We start from the raw sequence: 18,693 nt of genomic DNA, 5'->3' as shown, positions 1-18,693 counted from the left end.
ATAAACCACTTAAAACAACAGCACGAAAACTCACAATTTCACAAACTCACAATTTCACCACTTGCCTAGCTACACCGAGGAAAACTACCTAAAAGCCATCTACAAGCTCTCTGAGGCCGAGCCCGGCGTGGAAGTCAGTACCAACCGCATTGCGGAGGCGCTGCAAACGCGGGCGGCCTCGGTGACGGATATGCTGCGCCGCCTCGGCGAGAAAGGGTTGCTGGATTACCAGCGCTACCGGGGCGCTACCCTCACCCGCGAGGGTAGGCAGGTGGCCCTGCTCACCATTCGGCGGCACCGGCTGTGGGAGGTGTTTCTGGTGCAAACGCTGGGTTTCAATTGGGACGAGGTGCACGAGGTGGCCGAGGAAATGGAACACTTGCAGTCACCGCTGCTGCTGCGGCGACTTGATGAGTTTCTAGGCTTCCCCCAACTCGACCCCCACGGCGACCCGATTCCGAGTGAGGACGGCGCCGTGCAGCGCCCCCGCAGCCGCCTGGTAGCCGACCTCACGCCTGGCGAGCACGGCACCGTAATAGCCGTAAAAGATACCTCACCCGCCTTCCTGCGCTACCTCGACAAGGTAGGATTAAGCCTGGGTGCAACGCTTGAAGTACTGGACAAGGTAGACTTCGATAACTCACTTGAAATCAGAGTAAATCAGCAGCAAAAAGCCTTGATTTCGGCGGAGGTAAGCCGCAATTTACTGGTAACCCAATAGGCGCCAAGTGCTGTTCTGCCCCGTTGTACGGCACGCTGGCGGCGCAATCCGTGTTAAGGTAGCCTCCGTATTTTTATGACCGAATTCGCTTAGATTTTTCTCCGTGGCTGCTTTCCTACCTCCTGCTCTTTCTGATACCATCATTGCCCTATCCACGCCGCCGGGCGCGGGCGCTATTGCGGTGCTGCGCCTGTCTGGCCCGTCGGCCATTGGCATTATGGATCTGGTGTTTCACGGCCATCAGCTGGCCGACCAGCGCGGCCACACGATGCACTATGGCACCATTCGCGACGAGGGTAGGATTATTGATGAGGTGGTAGTGTCGCTGTTTCGGGGGCCGCGCTCTTATACTCGCGAGGACGTGGTGGAAATCAGCTGCCACGGCTCCAACTACATTGTGCAGCAATTGCTGATGCTGCTGGTGCGCTGCGGCGCCCGGCTGGCCGAGCCCGGCGAGTTCACCAAACGCGCTTTCCTGCGCGGGGCCCTCGATCTGGCTCAGGCCGAAGCCGTAGCCGACCTCATTGCGGCCGACTCGGCCCTCTCGCACCAGGTAGCCATGCAGCAGATGCGCGGCGGCTTCTCGCGCGAGCTGCGCGACCTGCGGGCGCGGCTGGTGCAGTTTGCCTCGCTGCTGGAGCTGGAGCTGGACTTCGGCGAAGAAGACGTGGAGTTTGCCGACCGCACCGGTTTGGTGGCGCTCAGCCAGGAAGTGCAGGCGCTAGTGCGCAAGCTGCTGCGCTCCTTTGAGCTGGGCAACGTCATCAAAAACGGCGTAACCACCGTTATTGCCGGCCGGCCCAACGCGGGCAAGTCTACCCTGCTGAATGCGCTGCTGCACGAGGAGCGTGCCATCGTGTCGGCCATTGCCGGCACCACCCGCGACCTGATTGAGGACGAGGTAAGCATCGATGGCATCCGGTTTCGCTTTGTGGATACGGCCGGCCTGCGCGACACCACCGACGTGGTGGAATCCATTGGGGTAGAGCGCACCCGGCAGCGCGTGCTGCAAGCGGCCGTGGTGTTATATCTATTTGATATTACGAGCACTTCGCCCGCGCAGCTTGAAGCAGAGATTGAAGACCTGCGCCTACCCGCCGGCGTGCCGGTAGTGGCCGTGGGCAACAAGCTGGACGTAGCTTCCGACGACGAAATCAGCACTTTTAGCTTCCGCCCCGATACCGTGCTTATTGCCGCCTCCCGCGGCGACGGCCTCGACGAGCTGCAAGCCGCCCTGCTGGAACACGTGCGCGGGGCCGGCCTCGACCGCACCGGCAGCAGCACCATCGTGACCAACCTGCGCCACGCCCGCAGCCTGGAGGCCACCATCGCCGCCCTCGATGCGGTGCTGGTAGGCCTGGCCACCGGCGCCGGCACCGAGTTGGTGGCCGCCGACCTGCGCCAGGCCTTGGCCGCGCTGGGCGAAATCACTGGTGAGATTTCGTCGGATGATTTGCTGACCAGCATCTTCACCCAGTTCTGCATCGGGAAGTAGCGCTTACGCCAGTGGCCGGCCGCCCAGGCAGGCGGCATCGTGCAGCTCAATCAGTTGTGCTGCGTCTGGGCACACGTGGCCGCTTCCATAATCGCCTACCCATGCACACACGGAGTAGGCGGCGCTACGGTCGGCATACGCTTGTTCCCACGCTCGTTGCTCCTGCTGCTCCGCTGGCGTATCGTAGGGAAACACCAACCAGGGACGCTGCCACCCTATGCGCCAGGGCTTCGGGCTGAGCCGGGCGCGGTAGCAGTGCTGTTTCTGACACAGGCGCACGTAGGTAGCATCGGTACGAAACGCGGTGAAAACGGCTTGTGCGGCGGCGGTATCGGGCGTTAGGAGCTGATGGGTGACCAGCAGCCGAAACCCCAGCCGGGTGCGGTACACCCGAAAATTCCAGTTGGGATGCTGGTGCAGCCAGGCCGTGAGTCGCAGTTGCAGCGACTCGTCCAAGTCGCGGTATACCGGTGCAGGTGGCGGACTGAAAAGCCGTCGGAAGAATTCGGATACGCTGAGCGGTGGCAATGTTGGATAGATTCGCTCCCGTAAATCCACCGCATCTATATCCAGAAACATCACGGCCAGCGTATTCAGCACGATGCTTCCGTAGTGATTACGCGTGAGGGCGCCTATCATCTCGCCCTGCTTGTTGTGTAGGCGCTGTAGCAGCTCTTCCCGGAGCGGCGCGCTGCCCGTAGGATATTCGGCCAGCGCCTGGTTGGCCAGCAGGCGGGCGTGGCGCGTATGCAGGAGTTGCGCAACGGCCTGTTTAGCCGCTGCTTCGCTGTTGTCGCTACCGGCGTAGGCCGTGAGGTGGTAGGGCAAACCCGCCGCGTCGGCGCAATCGAGGGTGGCGCGTGCCCAATAAGAGTATACTTGCATTTGAAAACGAGGTGAGCCCCAAGATACCCTACCCGGCCTCATTCTACCGCTTTCCATTGACCCTTTTATCACACATTGCGCCTACATATGCTTTCCACCCAAAACCCTACCGCCCTACCCGCCGCAGACGCCCTGCGCCGTCTGTGCCAGTCGCTAGCGGCGCTGGATGCCGTGAACTCGCCGGAGCCTGAGTACCGATACTACACCTACAACCCGGCGTGGGATGATAGCGAGGAGCTGTTTGAAATGGCCGATGGCGAAGGGGACCAAATGCTGGTGCTGTTTCGGCCGGAAGGGTGCGTTATTAATGGGTTTCTGGCTGAATACGACCAGCCCGACAAAGCCCAGATAACCCGTGGCCTACCCGATGCCTTCGAGGAGTTTATGTTTGGCGAGCCGGTCAATTCCATTGGCACCACGTTTTGCCTGTGGTACACGCCCGCGCACGGCTGGCAAACCGGCGTGGTAGAGGACGAAGACGACGGCTCCGACGAACTGCTGTTCATCTTCGATCAGCAGCCCGACACTTATACCGACTGGGCCACCGAATATTACCTCGACGAAACCGACCGCCAGCCCATCGACCCCGATGCTGTGGCGGTTGTATACCGCCACGAACCGCTCACGAAAGCTACTGCCCTGGCTATCAATAGCGAACTGGAAGACTGGCCGCAGCTGGAAACCGATTTGCAAAGTATTGGTTTTCCTTACGCGTTGGGGTAGGCAGCAGCTACCCGCCGCACCTAATTCCTTATGGCCGCTTTCACTACTCACGTCTACACCTCCGAGCTGTACAATCGTCCGGCCCTGGCAAGCACCCAGGCGCTCGAATGGCCAGGCGTACGATTGGAGCGTTATCAGTTGGATGCCATGGCCCTACCGGCGCACTACCACGAGCAGCACCTACTCCTCGTGCATCAGGGCGAGCAGCCGGTAGTATCCAGCCGTCGCACGGGTGGGCGCGTGGAGGTCGACCGCTTTTACAAAGGTGATATAGGCCTGTACCCGCAGGGCGAATACGGGCCGCTTGGGTGGGATGGCCCCGCCGACATCATTCACGTGCACCTCGATGCGCAGGCCCTGGAAACCCGCGCCCGCCGCGACCTGGACCTAGCTTATTTTACCCTGCGCGAGCGGTTTCGCAGCGAGGATGGGCTACTGGCGCAGCTAGGGCAGCAATTGCTGGCAGCTGCCGGCCGAACGCATACGCTAGGCCAGCTGTACAGTGAGTCGCTGGTGACGACGCTCAGCTACCACCTGATTGAGCACCACGCCACTTTTGAGCGCCGCTTGCCGGGGCGCACCCAGGGCCAGCTACCCACAACGGTGCTCGCCCGCATCGACGCGTACCTGGAGGCGCACGCCGAGGCTCCTATCACACTGGAAGCGTTAGCTGATCTGGCTAATTTGAGCGTTTTTCACTTCGCTCGCCGCTTCAAGCACACTACTGGCCGCTCGCCCTACCACTATGTGCTAGACTGGAAAATCCGGCGGGCGCGCACCTTGCTGCGGGCCGGCGAGCTACCTGTGGCGGCTATTGGCGATGCGCTGGGCTTTGCCTCACCGGCACATTTCGCGGCGGCCTTCAAGCGGGCCACGGGACAGAGTCCGCGCGCGTTTCAGCAGGGGTAAAGGATGGTTTAAGGTAGAGACACAACAGCTTGTGTCTCGTCGTTGAACGACGACGTTAGGTATGTTGAACAACGTCAGCAACGACGAGACACAAGCTGTTGTGTCTCTACCTTAGCACCAAGAACAAGCGCAAGAATACATAAGTAAAGCGCAAGAATCGGGCACGGGCGCAGGCAAGTCTGGGGGACCTTTGAGGTAGTAAAAGTAGCCGCGGCATAGCGGCCGTTTCTTCCTCATTTCTCTTTCCCATGAAGCCATTACTGGTAGTAGCCGGCGCGACCGGCGAGCTTGGTGGCCGCCTTGTGCGGGCCCTGCGGCAACGCAACGCTACAGTGCGGGCGCTGGTGCGCCCCGAAACCAACCCCGATAAAATTGCCCACCTCATACAGCAAGGTGTCGACGTACGCCGCGTCGATTTTGCGGACCTCCCTACCCTAACCCAGGCCTGCGCCGGGGCCAGCTGTGTGGTGTCGGTGCTGGCGGGTTTGCACGAGGTGATTGTGGAGGCGCAAACCCAGCTGCTTCGGGCAGCCGTAGCCGCCGGCGTGCCGCGTTTTATCCCGTCTGATTTTTGCAGCGACTACACTCAGCAGGCACCCGGCACCAACCGAAACTTCGACCTGCGGCGGGCGTTTCGGGCCCGCCTCGACCAGGCGCCTATTGCTGCTACGTCTATTCTCAACGGCGCTTTCGCCGAGGTGCTGACCTACAACATTCCCTTGCTCGACTTTCGGCAGCAGCAGGTAGGCTACTGGGAAGATGCCGACTGGCGCATCGATTTCACGACCATGGATGACACGGCCGCTTTCACGGCCGCCGCTGCCCTCGACCCGGCCACGCCCCGCTACCTGCGCATCGCTAGCTTTCAGCCCAGTCCCCGCGAGTTGGTGAAGCTGGCCCGGCAGGCTGGTCGGGGAGATTTTGCCTTGACGCGGTTAGGCTCCCGCGCCGACTTAGCTGCGGCCATTGCGCACGCACGCCAAGCCAACCCCGCCGGCGAGCAGCAGCTCTACGCCGACTGGCAGCAGATGCAGTACCTGCTTAGCATGTTCAGCGTGCAAAATCAGCCTCTGGATAATTCCCGCTACCCCGGCCTCACCTGGACTTCTGCCCTCTCCATCCTAACCGTCTAAGCTCATGCAACCTACCCCATCTTCTACCCTGGGCGTCTATTCCGACGAGGCCCTGATTCAGTGCTTGCCCGGCTTCACCAATCACTACGCAACCGTGAACGGGGTGCGGCTCCATTATGTGGAGGGCGGTAGCGGTCCGGCCCTCGTTTGCCTGCCGGGCTGGCCGCAAACCTGGTATTCCTACCACCCCATTGCCGCCGACCTGGCCCAACACTACCGGGTTATCATCGTGGATATTCGCGGCATGGGCAGCTCCGAGAAGCCCGCCACCGGCTACGACAAAAAGACGATGGCCCAGGACATCTACGCCCTGCTGCGCCACCTGAACATCGAAAAAGCCTCCCTGCTTGGTCACGACATTGGGGGTATGGTGGCCAGCAGCTTCGGTTTCAACTACCCGCAGGCTACGGAAAAGCTGATTCTGGCCGACGGCGCCCACCCCAGCGAAGGCATGCGACACATGCCGCTGCTACCGCCCCCCGGCGCCTTCACCGACAAGATGGACGCGGACCAGCCTTACGTCTGGTGGATGGCCTTCAACCAGGTGAAGGAACTGCCCGAGAAGCTGTTGGCCGGGCGTTTCCGGTACCTGCTGGACTACCTATTTCGCTACGTGATGCTGGATGAGTCCACAATGTCAGATTTTGACCGGGAGGTGTACGCGGCCGTGTACAATCAGCCCGAGAACATCCGGGCAGCTACGGCGTGGTATCAGGCGCTGAACCAGGACATTGCCGACGCCAACACCTACGAGCGCCTATCCATGCCAGTGCTAGGCATTGGAAGCTGCGTGTCGTTCAACTACTTACAGATGAGCTTACCGTATATGGCCGAAAATGTCGAGGTGATGGGTATTCTGGACAGCGGCCATTATATGTTCGAAGAGAAGCCCGCGCAGGTGCTAGACGCCGTGTTGCGTTTCCTACAACCCGCTGAATAAACTACTGGTGCGCATTCAGCGCAGCCTAATTCATATCTGATACGACGTGAAGACTGCGCCTTTACCGCACGCAGCAGCGGCAAGCCGGTACTGCGCCAAAATGCTATAAAAAATCGGTGTAGAGACGCAAGGATGCGTCTCTACATCTTTCTGCTAGTAGCAGCTACCGCCTACCCCAACCATCTATACAGTCCGGCGGCCAGCACCGCCCCAATCAGCGGCCCTACCACCGGAATCCAGGCATAGGACCACTCGCTGGCGCCTTTGCCCGTGATGGGCAGCAGGGCGTGCGCCAGGCGCGGCCCCAGGTCGCGGGCGGGGTTGATGGCGTAGCCGGTGGTGCCACCCAGCCCCAACCCAATGACCCACACCAGCAGCGCCACCGGTAGCGCCCCTACCGACCCTAGCCCAATGGGCGTGCGGGTAGGCGTGATTTCGCCGCCCACAATGTAGAACACCGTCAGAACCAGCACCAGGGTGCCCAGAACTTCGCTGAACAGGTTACTAACGTGGTTGCGGATGGCCGGGCCGGTGGCAAATACCGCTAGTTTAGCCAGCGGGTCGGGCGTGCGGTCGAAGTGGTCTTTGTACATCACCCACACCAGCGCGCTGCCCACGAAGGCCCCCAGCAGTTGCGCCCCAAGGTAGGGCAGCACCAGCGCCCAGGCAAACTTACCCGCCACGGCCAGCCCCAGCGTCACGGCTGGGTTGAGGTGGGCGCCACTCACTGGCCCGGCAATGACTACCCCCACAAACACGGCCAGCGCCCAGGCCGTGCTGATTACCATCCAGCCGCTGTTATGGCCCTTGGTGTCGTTCAGCACCACGTTGGCCACCACCCCGTTGCCGAGCAGAATCAGCACGGCAGTACCTACGAACTCTGCTGCGAAAGGGCTCATGGGGCGGCGGTTGCTGGTGTAGCTTCTGATTTCGCCGTCGGCCTACCCTCCGACCACGTTTGCAGCGCCTGCACGGCCCGGTTCCAGTGGGCTATGCCGTCTTCGATGCTAGCGCGGTCGGGACGGGGCGTGTACGCGGTATCGGCTTGGTTGAGGGCTTTGATGTCGTCTACGCTCGGCCAGTAGCCCACGGCCAGGCCGGCCAAGTAGGCGGCGCCCAGGGCCGTGGTTTCGGCCATGTGGGGGCGCACCACTTTCGTGTTCAGCACATCGGCCAGAAACTGCGTCAGCAGCTTGTTGGCGGTGGCGCCGCCATCCACGCGCAGCTCAGTTATAGGAAGTTCCGCATCGGCCTGCATAGCATGCAACACATCCATAGTTTGGTAGGCAATGGACTCTACGGCGGCCCGCGCCACGTGGGCCGCTTTTGTGGCCCGGCTCATCCCGAAGATAACGCCCCGCGCATACGGGTCCCAGTAGGGTGCGCCCAGCCCGGCAAAGGCCGGCACGAAGTACACGCCCTCGGTGCTGCTCACTTGCCGGGCCAGCTGCTCTACCTCGGCCGAGGTTTTGATGATGCCCAGGTTGTCGCGCAGCCACTGCACCACGGCGCCGGCAATAAAAATGCTACCCTCCAGCGCATACTGCACCTGTCCGTTCAGCTGCCAGGCCACGGTAGTCAGCAGGTTGTGCTGCGAGGCTTTGGGTTCGGTGCCGATGTTCATCAGCATGAAACAGCCGGTGCCGTAGGTGCTTTTCACCATGCCCGGCTCGCAGCACAGCTGCCCAAACAGGGCGGCTTGCTGGTCGCCAGCAATACCGGCAATCGGAATTTTGGAGGCAAAAATGGTGGTCTTGGTTTCGCCGTACACCTCGCTCGACTGCCGCACTTCGGGCAGCATGCTGCGAGGAATGTCGAACAAGGTCAGCAGCTCGTCGTCCCACTCCAAGGAGTGAATGTTGAACAGCATGGTGCGCGAGGCGTTGGTCACGTCGGTGATGTGCAGCTCGCCCTGCGTGAAATTCCAAATCAGCCAGCTATCCACAGTACCGAAGGCCAGCTCGCCGGCCTCGGCCTGCTGGCGGGCGCCTTCCACGTTCTCCAGAATCCAGCGCACTTTGCTGGCCGAGAAGTAGGCGTCGAGGAGCAGGCCGGTTTTTGATCTAATCAGGTCTTCCCTACCCTGGGCGTGCAGCTCATCGCAGTATTCGGCTGTGCGGCGGTCCTGCCACACAATGGCGTTGTACACGGGCCTGCCGGTGTGGCGGTTCCAGACCACCACCGTCTCGCGCTGGTTGGTGATGCCGATGGCGGCAATGCTCTTGCCGTTTTGCCCGGCCTTCACCGTCGCCTCAGCCGCTACCCCCGCCTGCGTCGACCAGATTTCCAGCGGGTCGTGCTCTACCCAGCCCGGCTGCGGAAAAATCTGCGTGAATTCTTTTTGGGCTTGCGAGACGATCTGGCCCTGTTGGTCGAAGAGAATAGCGCGGGAGCTGGTCGTTCCTTGGTCGAGCGACAAGATATACTGCTGCATGAAGGATAACAAAAGGAGAGCGTATCGAGAAGGACGAAAGGTTGGTTTGGTTCGCTAAGTAGCACTTTTAGCCCGAAATCGTTTGCAGTTCGGAAGAAAGAAAAAGCCCTTAAGCTTTTCCCATTGCTAGTTGGGGCTGGTCCTGGAGCACGTAGTGTTGCGCCACCTTGCAGAACGACGCTACCTGCTGCTGCTCCCACTGCGCATCGTGCCCCAACTCGCGGGCTAGCAGGGCGGCTACCGTCGGCGCCATCCGGATAGCGGCCTGCGCATCCAGAAACAGCACCCGCACGCGGCGGGCCAACACGTCTTCCACGGTGCGGGCCAGCTCGTAGCGGGCGGCCCACACCACCTCAGCCTGCACAAACTCCAGGGTAGGGTCCAGCTTTTCGCCTAACTCCGGTTCGGTCGCAATCAACTGTTGCAGGGCGGGCTGGTCAGAGCCATACACGTAGAGGTGGTTGCTACGGTCGGGGGTAGGCAGGGCGCCGTGAATGGACAGGTGCGCCGTTTGGCTTTCGGCCTTAGGGAGCTTGCCCAGGTCAATGGCCTTGTCCACCGTATCCTGACCCATACGGCGGTAGGTGGTCCACTTGCCGCCCGTGATGGTAATCAGCCCCGCCTTGGACACCAGAATCTTGTGGCTGCGCGAAATTTCCTTGGTTTTCTCTGAGCCATCTTGCGGCGCGGCTAAGGGCCGCAACCCCGCAAAAATGCTCAGGGCATCGCTCCGTTTGGGTGCCCGCGTGAGGTAGCGGGCAGCGGTGCGCAGGATAAAGTCGATTTCTTGTTCCAGGGCCTGGGGCTCCTGGCTGTACTCGTTCAGGGGCGTGTCGGTGGTGCCCAGCACCACGCGGCCGTGCCACGGCACCGCAAACAGCACGCGGCCGTCGTCGGTCTTCGGAATCATCAGGGCATCGTCGCCGGGTAGAAAGGACTTATCGAGCACAATATGCACGCCCTGACTGGGGCGCACTAGCTTTTTGGCGCCGGGCTGGTCCATTTGCAGAATCTCATCCACAAAGATGCCCGTGGCATTCACTACGGCCTTGGCCCGCAGGTGGTAGGTTTTGCTAGTTTCCAGGTCGGTTGCTACCACGCCGGCCACTTCTTCGTGCTCGTTTTTCAGTAGGTTACGCACTTCGAAATAATTGAGCAGCGTGCCACCCTTTTCGATGGCTGTCTGGGCCAGATTCACGGCCAGGCGGGCATCGTCAAACTGCCCGTCGTGGTAGAGCACGCCGCCCCGTAGGCCGTCGGCTTTGATATTGCCCAGGCGCCGGATAGTTTCTTTCTTGTTGAGGTGTTTGGAGGCGCCCAAGCTGAGTTTGCCGGCCAGCAGATCGTACATCGTCAGGCCGATGGTGTAAAACGGCCCGTCCCACCATTCATAGTTTGGAATGATAAAATCCTGATTTTTCACTAGGTGAGGCGCGTTTTTCAATAGCAGACCCCGCTCATACAGTGCCTCGCGCACCAGTCCAATATCGCCCTGGGCCAGGTAGCGCACGCCTCCGTGCACCAGCTTGGTGCTGCGGCTGCTGGTGCCTTTGGCGTAGTCTACCTGTTCTAGCAGTAGCGTTTTGTAGCCGCGGCTAATGCCATCGAGGGCTACACCTAAGCCTGTGGCGCCCCCCCCAATCACAATCAGGTCCCAGGTAGGCTGGCTCGTTAGCTGCTGTAAGAGGGCTGCCCGCTGGAAGGTAGACCCGATGGCTTGCTCACCCATATTTCGTTTAGTTTCTTTTATCATTTGATTATCACACAAAGAAACTAAACGAAATACAAAAGCGAAAGTTTTCTACTTTGTATTTTCTATTGAGTAAGAATAGCTTACTCAATTGTTTGGCTTCCTTTTCTCACCGCACTCTGTCTCGTAGTCCATTTCACACCGTTTAGCTGTTGAGTTCCTACCCTATTAGAAAAAGCAAAACGAAATACTTAGAAAGCTATTGGTCCGTGTCCGCTCTGTTGAAATTGGGTACATTTACCCTTGATGAACCCTAGCATGAAAAGGCACCAGCTCATCTTGCAACAGTTGCAAGAGCATAAGCACGTAGAGGTACCCGCGCTGTGCGAGGTGCTGAACGTGTCGGCCGTGACAATCCGTAAGGATTTGAAACTACTTGAAGAGAAAGGCCTATTATTTCGCACCCATGGTGGCGCGGCGTTGGAGAGTCCCTACATCAAGGACCGGCCCGTAAACGAGAAGGAGTTGCTGAACGTGACCGAAAAAACGGCCATTGTAGCGGCGGCAGCCCGGCTGATTGAGGCGCAGGAGTCCATTATTATTGCCTCGGGCACGACGATGCTGGCCCTGGCCCGCGCCCTACCCGCCCAGCTGCCGCTCACCGTCATCACCTCGGCCCTGAACGTGGGTCTGGAGCTGCTGCGCCACCCCGAAATAGAGGTATTGCAGCTGGGCGGCTACCTGCGCCACAGTTCGTCGTCCGTTACGGGGCCCTACGCTGAGCAGGTGCTGGCCGACACCTCGTGCAGCAAGCTGTTTCTGGGTATCGACGGCATCGACCTGGATTTTGGCCTGACCACCACCAACATGGGCGAAGCCCACTTGAACCAACAGATGATTCGGGCGGCGCAGGAAACCATCGTGCTGGCCGACTCCTCCAAATTCGGCCGGCGCGGCTTCGGCCGTATCTGCGGCCTCGACCAGGTACATCGCATCATCACCGACGCCGGCATTTCCCACCACGACGCCAAGCGGCTGGAAGAGCAAGGTATCCTGCTAACCGTGGTGTAGACAATCTAAAGCAACCAAAAAGAAGTATCCCCATCAGAGCTTCAGGCCCTGATGGGGATACTCGTTTATCGGTGCTGCTCGTATTGCTTGCTTTTTAGCACCAGCTCCAGCGTTTGCCGTGCTTGGCTGGGTAGGCTGGCAAACGCTTCTATGCGTAGCGCCTCTGCCAACTGCTCCGCCGTTCGGATGCCCACAACAGCCGAGGCTACTCCCGGCGTATCCAATACAAACCGCGCAGCTACTTGCGCCGGTGCTGCGTGCAGTTCGTCGGCTGTGGTGCGCACGGCAGCGGCCATACCGCTTACTTCTTCCGCCGAATACCCCAGGTACTCTTTCGCGGGCTTCCCCAATAGCAGCCCCTGCGCGTAGCTGCCGCGCACCAGCACACTAATAGAATGCTCGTGTAGCAGCTTCAGGGTTTCCTCTTCCGGCCGACGGTCGAGGAGGCTGTATTGGGTCATCACGCTCACCATAGTAGACCGCTGCATGTACTCACGGATGACGTTGGGGCGAATAGACGAAATGCCGTAGTAACGGATTTTTCCTTCTTGTTGCAGCTGCTCGAAGGCTGCAATGGTATCGTCGATGGGGTCGTCGAGGGTACCGCCGTGGAGTTGGTAAAGGTCTATGTAGTCGGTTTGCAGGCGGCGCAGGCTTTGCTCTACGGCCTGTAGGATGTAGGCTTTGCTGGCATTCCAGGCGGTGCTACCGTCGGGCAGCAGCTGGTTGCCGACTTTCGTGGCTAGCAGCACGTTGGAGCGCCGCCCTTTAAAAGCTTTACCGACCGAGATTTCATTTTCACCCTTTTGGTAGAGGTCGGCGGTATCAAAGTAGTTGATGCCCTGGTCGAAGGCCTGGTGCAGCAGGCGGGCGTTGGCGGCGTGGTCGTCTTGCAAAGACATGCAGCCGTAGCTGATTTCGCTGGCTTGCAAGTCGGATTTTCCGAGTTGGTTGTATTTCATGCGCGGTGTTTCGTAGTAGAGACGCAGGTTGGCACCCTGGCGTTACGCCTAATTTAATCGGCGCGACACCAGTAACAGAGCATCAGATGGTGCTCCTTACTACTGCTTCTCTTTCTGGTTTAGTTTTCCTTTGCTTTCTGCCTGAACAACACAACGTCTGTGTTTGTAGTATAGCAGACAATTGGCCGCTAATCTTTCCTGCTTACCGGTAATTCTTTAGCTTCGCCCCGGAACCCACCTCTAACCACTACTTATGGCAGAGTCTGCTGAGATTATTCTCGAAGGAAAATCATTTTCTTTCCCCACTATTGAAGGCACTGAGCACGAAAAAGCAATTGATATTGCCAAGCTCCGCGACCAAACCGGCTACGTCACGATTGATCCGGGTTATAAGAACACCGGCGCCACCAAGAGCGCCATCACATTCCTCGACGGCGAGGAAGGCATTCTGCGCTACCGGGGCTACCCTATCGAGCAATTGGCTGAGCAGTCTAGCTTTCTGGAAGTTGCCTACCTGCTGATTTATGGCTCCCTACCCACCCAGAGCGAGCTAGATGCATTCAGCAACCGCGTTACCAAGCACACGCTGGTGCACGAAGATATCCGCAAGATCTTCTCCGGTTTCCCTAGCAGCACGCACCCCATGGCCATCCTCAGCAGCATCACGTGCGCGCTGACTGGCTTCTACCCCGAGAGCATCAATCCCAACCAGACAGCCGAGCAGGTAGACCTGACCATTGTGCGCCTGCTGGCCAAGATGCCAACCATTGCGGCCTGGACGTATAAAAACTCCATTGGGCACCCGCTCAGCTACCCCCGCAACGACCTCGACTACTGCGCCAACTTCCTGTATATGATGTTTGGCTACCCCACCGAGAAGTACGAGGTGAACCCCGTAGTGGCGCGTGCCCTCAACAAGCTGCTCATCCTGCACGCCGACCACGAGCAGAACTGCTCTACCTCTACCGTGCGCCTGGTAGGCTCGTCCAACGCCTCGCTCTACGGTTCGGTTTCGGCCGGCATCAACGCTCTGTGGGGTCCGCTGCACGGCGGCGCCAACCAGGAGGTGATTGAGATGCTGGAAGCTATTGAGCGCGATGGTGGCGACACCAGCAAGTTCATTGCCAAGGCCAAAGACAAGGAAGACCCCTTCCGCCTGATGGGCTTCGGCCACCGCGTGTACAAGAACTTCGACCCGCGCGCCAAGATCATCAAGAAAGCCGCCGACGAGGTATTGCAGGAACTGGGTGTGACCAATAGCCCCCTGCTCAAAATCGCTAAGGAGCTGGAAGAAGCCGCCCTCACGGATCAGTATTTCGTTGACCGTAAGCTCTATCCGAACGTGGACTTCTACTCGGGCATTATCTACAAAGCCCTGGGGATTCCGTCGGAAATGTTCACGGTGCTGTTTGCTCTGGGCCGCCTACCCGGCTGGATTGCTCAGTGGAAAGAGATGCGCGAGAACAAAGAGCCCATTGGCCGTCCGCGCCAGATCTACGTGGGCGAGCGGGAGCGCGACTACGTAGCCATCGAGCAACGTTAGGCTGCCCTACCCCATTGATACAAAAAGCCCGCTTTACAGCGGGCTTTTTTCGTGTGTTCTACGAAGTAACGGTTATAGCTATAAGCAGGCGCTTAACGTAAATTCACGGCAGTCATCGACGCTTTGGCTTCCTTATAGGCAACCATCTGGCGGGGCCAGAGGATGGCGGCCAAATCCCACTCGTAATGGTCCTGGATTTCGGCCATCTGCTTGTCAGCCGCTTCTGCGTCTAGGCTGCGCTGCTTTTTCAGGCTCTCTACAGCCGTCAGCATTTGTAGGTTCAGCTGCTTCACTTTTAGATACTGGCCTTCGTTGAGGTGCGTTTTAGCCGCAATCTGCTGGGTCATGGTCTTGGCGCGAGCAGCCAGCGGCGAATCGCCAGGACCACCGGCTACTACGGAAGTTGTGCTGAACAGAGCGAATACGGCGAGCAGAAGGTAGGATTTCGTTTTCATGGTTGATAGTGAGGTAGAAGGTGGAAAGATGAACTGCGTTACAGTAGTAAGACAATGGAAAAAGTCAACTAGCGGTAGCATTGGCGATACCCAAGCCGGCTAGTGAGGCAAAACATAATTATAATCGAATATAATACTATTTATTAATAAAGTGCAACATAACCTTATTATATTTTTCTACTAAGTAGTACTTAACTAATCATAAGCTGCATTCCTATTTGTTTTTGCATTACTCAGTTTTGAGTCGTGAGGAACAGAAGGAAAGAATAATTGCATTGCACCGGCAAAAAGGCGAAGGCAGATTTATTGTCTTTCAGCTTCGAAAAGCTACTCAGCGCGAAAAGCCATGCGGGTATTTTCGAGGTGGCGGTAGATCTGTTGTTGTGCGGGATATAGAAGAGCCAACATCTCGCTCTCATACTGCGCTTGCATAGCTGAAGCGTTTTCATCTAGCGCCGACACAGTGGCGCTACCCTCCTGCTTAAGCGCTTCCATCTCCGTAAGCCACCGAACGTTCAGTTGCTTGAGCTTTAAATACTGCCCCTCATCAAGGCGCATTTTGGTGGCCATAGCTCGCGTAAGTACCACTGCCCGCTGCTGGATGGTGGCTTTTTCATCTGGCTCTTGATAGTTGCCTTTAGCTAGACTACTCGAATACATTCCTACTAATAAGAAGGCGGTCAGGTATGCTTTTTTCATGCTCGTGATAAATAGAAGAGTGGAAAGTTAATGACTGCAACTAGTGTGTTCCGTTGTGTCGTGGCTGACTAAATCCTATTTACAGGGAGGTAAAAGCCTTGCGGAACGATACAAACGTATCAACAGAACTTTAACTTAAAAAAGATTTTGTAGTATTTAAATAACTGATAACTTGCACTAAACTTATATAACAGACTTATTCCCAGGCAGCTGTTTAGTGCCGAAAAAAGGAATACTACAATCATAAAAAAAGCCAATAGCGAATGCTATTGGCTTTGATGTTGGATGATGTACGACAGGCTATAAAAGCCGGAACTCAATACGTCGGTTTTGCTGACGGTGCGCCTCCGAATCATTGGCGACCAGCGGACGGGTTTCACCGTAGCCTTTGAAGCGCAGTCGGCTGGCCTTTACGCCGTGTTCACTCAGGTAATTATATACGGCCTTCGCGCGGTTTTGCGAGAGCACCATGTTGTCGGCATCGGCGCCTACGTCATCGGTATGCCCGGAAATCTCCACCTGAACCTCTTGGTACTGCTGCATAAACTGAATCAGCCGGTTTAACTCGGTGCGCGACTTAGGCTTTAGCTCGTACTTATTGGTATCAAAAAACAAGTTATTGAGCACAATAGTGCGCCCGGCCCGCACGGGCTCCAGGTAGATATCGAGCGTGAGCGGGTCGAAGCTGTGCTTATCAGTGTAGTCGAAGCTCAGACTCTTCATCAAGTATTTGTCGGCCACGGCGTACATGGCGTACTGCCTACCCTCGTTCAGCACCACCGTGTAGTCTCCCTGTTCGGGGTCGGAGGTGACGTACTGCGTGAGCTGGTCGGTGTTGATGTCGTAGAGCTGCACGTCGGCCTTCAGTGGCTTTTTCGTGACGGCATCAAACACCCTACCCTGCGTGTAGGTGCTGGTTTCCTGTGCCTGCACGGCCTGCGGTACTTCGAAGCTGTAGAGCTCTACCGGGCGGTTGCGCACTTTGGTGACGCCCGGCTCGGAGGTGCGCGAGCGGGAGCAAAAGCCCCGACGGTTATCGGAAGAGATAAACAGCGACGCTTCGTTTTCGAAGGTATTGAGTGGGTAGCCCAAGTTCTGCGGTACGCCCCATTTGCCATCAGGCTGCACAGCGCTCCGGAATACATCCAAGCCGCCCATGCCAACCAGGCCATCGGTCACGTAGTAGAGCGTGGTACCCGAGGCGTGAATAAACGGCGCCATATCCTGCCCTGGCGTGTTTACAGGGGCGCCCAGGTTGCGGGCGGGGCTCCAGGTGCCGTCTTCCTGCTGCGTGGTTACATAAATGTCTTCCTTGCCTAGGCCGCCGCGTCGGTCGGAGGTGAAGTAGAGGGTGCGTCCATCGGCCGAAAGCGAGGCCTGGGAGTCCCAGTAAGGCGAGTTGACGCTGCGGCCCATGTTCTGAGGCTTACTCCAGGTGTTGCCTGTGCGTCGTGATATATATAAGTCGCAGGAACCCACGGAGCCGGGCCGGTCGCAGGAGGTGAATACCAGCGTTTTGCCATCCCCGGAAATCGTAGCTGCCCCCTCATTATAAGGCGTATTGATAGCCGATGATATTGATACCGGCTCACTTAGCGCCCCATCCTTGCTCTGCTTTGAAATCAGGATATCCTCAAAACTATCATCTGATGCGCTAGCCCGGGCCGTGAACACCAAAAAGCGGTTGTCGGCCGTTAATACTGGGAAATACTGAAAGTAAAAGGTATTCAGCGGCTCGCCAAGGCGCTCGGGCTGCTTGCCAGTGGGGTTGGCCATAGCCTTCAGCGCAAATTCGCAGTTAAGCAACTGCTGCTGCGCACGTGTTGTATTGCGTTGGCCCTTCGGCCCTACCTTCAGATACTTGGTATAGCCATCAGCTGCGGTTTTATAATCGCCTAGGCTCAGGGCCAGTTCGCCCAGCATGAAGTAATTGTTGGCTTGTCCTGCAGCCACTGGCAGCTTGCTCAACCCGTCGCGGTAAGCTTCGTAAGCGCCCTGGTTTTCGCCCATGGCCTTCAACAGAGAGCCGCGCAGCACATACGGCTCGCCCAAGGAAGGGAACTTGTCGTTGAGCACTTGCAGCGTTTCCAGCGCCTTATCGAAATCGCGGGCTTTGGCTTGCTGCTGCGCCTTATCCCACAGGCCGCGCGCTTTGGTATTGGTAGTGGCCAAGGTTACCTGCGCAGAACTTGACAGAGGCAGCGCCAGCACAAACGCCAACAATGAAGCAGGAAAGGAGAAGCGCATGGGTGGAGAAAGGGTAGGCCAGAAGGAAGATCGGCTAAGGAATATCGAGGTACTTATGCGTTTGCAACGACACCTGCCAGCGCGGATTGGCCTTCACGTAGTCAATAATAAGAGGCGTCATGGCGGCGGCTTTGCTCCACTCGGGTTGCAGGTACAAGCGGCAATTGTCTCCTACCTGCGCGGCGTGCTCTTCAGCCCACTTAAAATCCGACTTATTGAAAACTACCACTTTAAGCTCGTGGGCCTCAGCCAGTACTTGAAGTAGCGGCGCTTTAAATTTCTTGGGCGATACGCAGATCCAGTCCCACTGACCAGAGAGTGGGTAGGCGCCAGAAGTTTCAATCCAAGTCTGGCAGCCAGCTTCTTTCAGCGCGCTGGTGAGCTGGGTGAGGTCGTGCATAAGAGGCTCGCCGCCAGTAATCACAGCGTTGCGGCCGGGGTAGGACGTGACGGCGGCTACCATATCGGCAATGGCCACGCGGGGGTGCGCCTCGGCATCCCAAGACTCCTTCACGTCGCACCACACGCAGCCCACGTCGCAGCCGCCCAGGCGGAGGAAGTAGGCAGCGCGGCCGGTGTTGTAGCCTTCGCCCTGAATGGTGTAGAAATGCTCCATTAGGGGCAGCGTGGCCGCCCCTACGCTATCGGCCACCGGGCCGGTTGCAACGGGTAGTTGGTGTAACAAGACAGTCAGCAAAAAAGGTAATCGGGCCTTAGGAAAGGCGCTGGGTACCACGGCACCCAAAAACCCTGCCTAAAGCCCGACTTTAAAGATACTATTCAAGC

17 protein-coding genes are annotated in these 18,693 nt (G+C 58.1%); 8 read left to right on the top strand and 9 right to left on the bottom strand.

Features of this window, described 5'->3' with window-relative positions; all coding sequences use genetic code 11:
- Positions 1–61 precede the first annotated feature (61 nt).
- Positions 62–721, top strand: a complete 660-nt coding sequence (locus H8B15_RS02160; protein WP_187318002.1) for a metal-dependent transcriptional regulator — start codon at positions 62–64, stop codon at positions 719–721.
- A gap of 103 nt (positions 722–824) precedes the next feature.
- Positions 825–2,216 (top strand): tRNA uridine-5-carboxymethylaminomethyl(34) synthesis GTPase MnmE, encoded by a 1,392-nt coding sequence (mnmE, locus tag H8B15_RS02155; RefSeq protein WP_187318001.1) that lies wholly within the window; start codon positions 825–827, stop codon positions 2,214–2,216.
- Positions 2,217–2,219: 3 nt separating this feature from the next.
- On the opposite strand, the gene H8B15_RS02150 is transcribed toward mnmE, so the two are convergent.
- Positions 2,220–3,101, bottom strand: a complete 882-nt coding sequence (locus H8B15_RS02150; RefSeq protein ID WP_187318000.1) for a hypothetical protein — start codon at positions 3,099–3,101, stop codon at positions 2,220–2,222.
- A gap of 87 nt (positions 3,102–3,188) precedes the next feature.
- On the opposite strand from H8B15_RS02150, the gene H8B15_RS02145 reads away from it, so the two are divergent.
- From H8B15_RS02145 to H8B15_RS02130, 4 genes are all read left to right on the top strand, one after another.
- Positions 3,189–3,824: a hypothetical protein gene (locus H8B15_RS02145; protein ID WP_187317999.1), complete on the top strand. Its 636-nt coding sequence runs from the start codon at positions 3,189–3,191 to the stop codon at positions 3,822–3,824.
- Positions 3,825–3,854: 30 nt separating this feature from the next.
- Positions 3,855–4,733: a helix-turn-helix transcriptional regulator gene (locus tag H8B15_RS02140; RefSeq protein ID WP_187317998.1), complete on the top strand. Its 879-nt coding sequence runs from the start codon at positions 3,855–3,857 to the stop codon at positions 4,731–4,733.
- 248 nt (positions 4,734–4,981) lie between these two features.
- A complete protein-coding gene (locus H8B15_RS02135; protein ID WP_187317997.1) occupies positions 4,982–5,866 on the top strand; it encodes an NmrA family NAD(P)-binding protein in 885 nt (294 codons plus the stop codon).
- Between the two features lie 4 nt (positions 5,867–5,870).
- On the top strand, positions 5,871–6,806 hold the full coding sequence (locus H8B15_RS02130; protein ID WP_187317996.1) for an alpha/beta fold hydrolase: 936 nt from the start codon (positions 5,871–5,873) through the stop codon (positions 6,804–6,806).
- A 170-nt stretch (positions 6,807–6,976) separates the two neighbouring features.
- Here H8B15_RS02130 and H8B15_RS02125 read toward each other — a convergent pair whose 3' ends face one another.
- The 3 genes from H8B15_RS02125 to H8B15_RS02115 form a co-directional block, all read right to left on the bottom strand.
- On the bottom strand, positions 6,977–7,705 hold the full coding sequence (locus H8B15_RS02125; protein WP_187317995.1) for an MIP/aquaporin family protein: 729 nt from the start codon (positions 7,703–7,705) through the stop codon (positions 6,977–6,979).
- Positions 7,702–9,240, bottom strand: coding sequence for a glycerol kinase GlpK (gene glpK, locus H8B15_RS02120; protein ID WP_187317994.1), 1,539 nt, complete (start codon positions 9,238–9,240; stop codon positions 7,702–7,704). Before glpK ends, H8B15_RS02125 begins: the two co-directional genes overlap by 4 nt.
- 109 nt (positions 9,241–9,349) lie before the next feature.
- On the bottom strand, positions 9,350–10,969 hold the full coding sequence (locus H8B15_RS02115) for a glycerol-3-phosphate dehydrogenase/oxidase (protein ID WP_187317993.1): 1,620 nt from the start codon (positions 10,967–10,969) through the stop codon (positions 9,350–9,352).
- Between the two features lie 279 nt (positions 10,970–11,248).
- On the opposite strand from H8B15_RS02115, the gene H8B15_RS02110 reads away from it, so the two are divergent.
- Positions 11,249–12,001 (top strand): DeoR/GlpR family DNA-binding transcription regulator, encoded by a 753-nt coding sequence (locus tag H8B15_RS02110; RefSeq protein WP_187317992.1) that lies wholly within the window; start codon positions 11,249–11,251, stop codon positions 11,999–12,001.
- A 65-nt stretch (positions 12,002–12,066) separates the two neighbouring features.
- Here H8B15_RS02110 and H8B15_RS02105 read toward each other — a convergent pair whose 3' ends face one another.
- On the bottom strand, positions 12,067–12,963 hold the full coding sequence (locus H8B15_RS02105; protein WP_187317991.1) for an aldo/keto reductase: 897 nt from the start codon (positions 12,961–12,963) through the stop codon (positions 12,067–12,069).
- Positions 12,964–13,216: 253 nt separating this feature from the next.
- Between H8B15_RS02105 and H8B15_RS02100 the strand changes: the two genes are divergently transcribed.
- The gene (locus tag H8B15_RS02100) at positions 13,217–14,506 is read left to right on the top strand and encodes a citrate synthase (protein ID WP_187317990.1); all 1,290 of its coding nucleotides are present in this window, start codon (positions 13,217–13,219) and stop codon (positions 14,504–14,506) included.
- Positions 14,507–14,598: 92 nt separating this feature from the next.
- Here the strand turns inward: H8B15_RS02100 and H8B15_RS02095 are convergent, their stop codons facing one another.
- From H8B15_RS02095 to H8B15_RS02080, 4 genes are all read right to left on the bottom strand, one after another.
- Positions 14,599–14,961, bottom strand: coding sequence for a hypothetical protein (locus tag H8B15_RS02095; protein WP_187317989.1), 363 nt, complete (start codon positions 14,959–14,961; stop codon positions 14,599–14,601).
- Between the two features lie 327 nt (positions 14,962–15,288).
- Positions 15,289–15,660, bottom strand: a complete 372-nt coding sequence (locus H8B15_RS02090) for a hypothetical protein (RefSeq protein ID WP_187317988.1) — start codon at positions 15,658–15,660, stop codon at positions 15,289–15,291.
- A gap of 300 nt (positions 15,661–15,960) precedes the next feature.
- The gene (locus H8B15_RS02085) at positions 15,961–17,907 is read right to left on the bottom strand and encodes an OmpA family protein (RefSeq protein WP_187317987.1); all 1,947 of its coding nucleotides are present in this window, start codon (positions 17,905–17,907) and stop codon (positions 15,961–15,963) included.
- A 34-nt stretch (positions 17,908–17,941) separates the two neighbouring features.
- Entirely contained in the window at positions 17,942–18,592 is a 651-nt protein-coding gene (locus H8B15_RS02080) for a 7-carboxy-7-deazaguanine synthase QueE (RefSeq protein WP_425489769.1), read from the bottom strand.
- Positions 18,593–18,693 lie beyond the last annotated feature (101 nt).

It is taken from the genome of Hymenobacter citatus (genome assembly GCF_014333615.1).
GTDB lineage: Bacteria > Bacteroidota > Bacteroidia > Cytophagales > Hymenobacteraceae > Hymenobacter > Hymenobacter citatus.
Note: the sequence above shows the minus strand (reverse complement) of the source record. Positions and strands in the feature narration are given on the sequence as shown.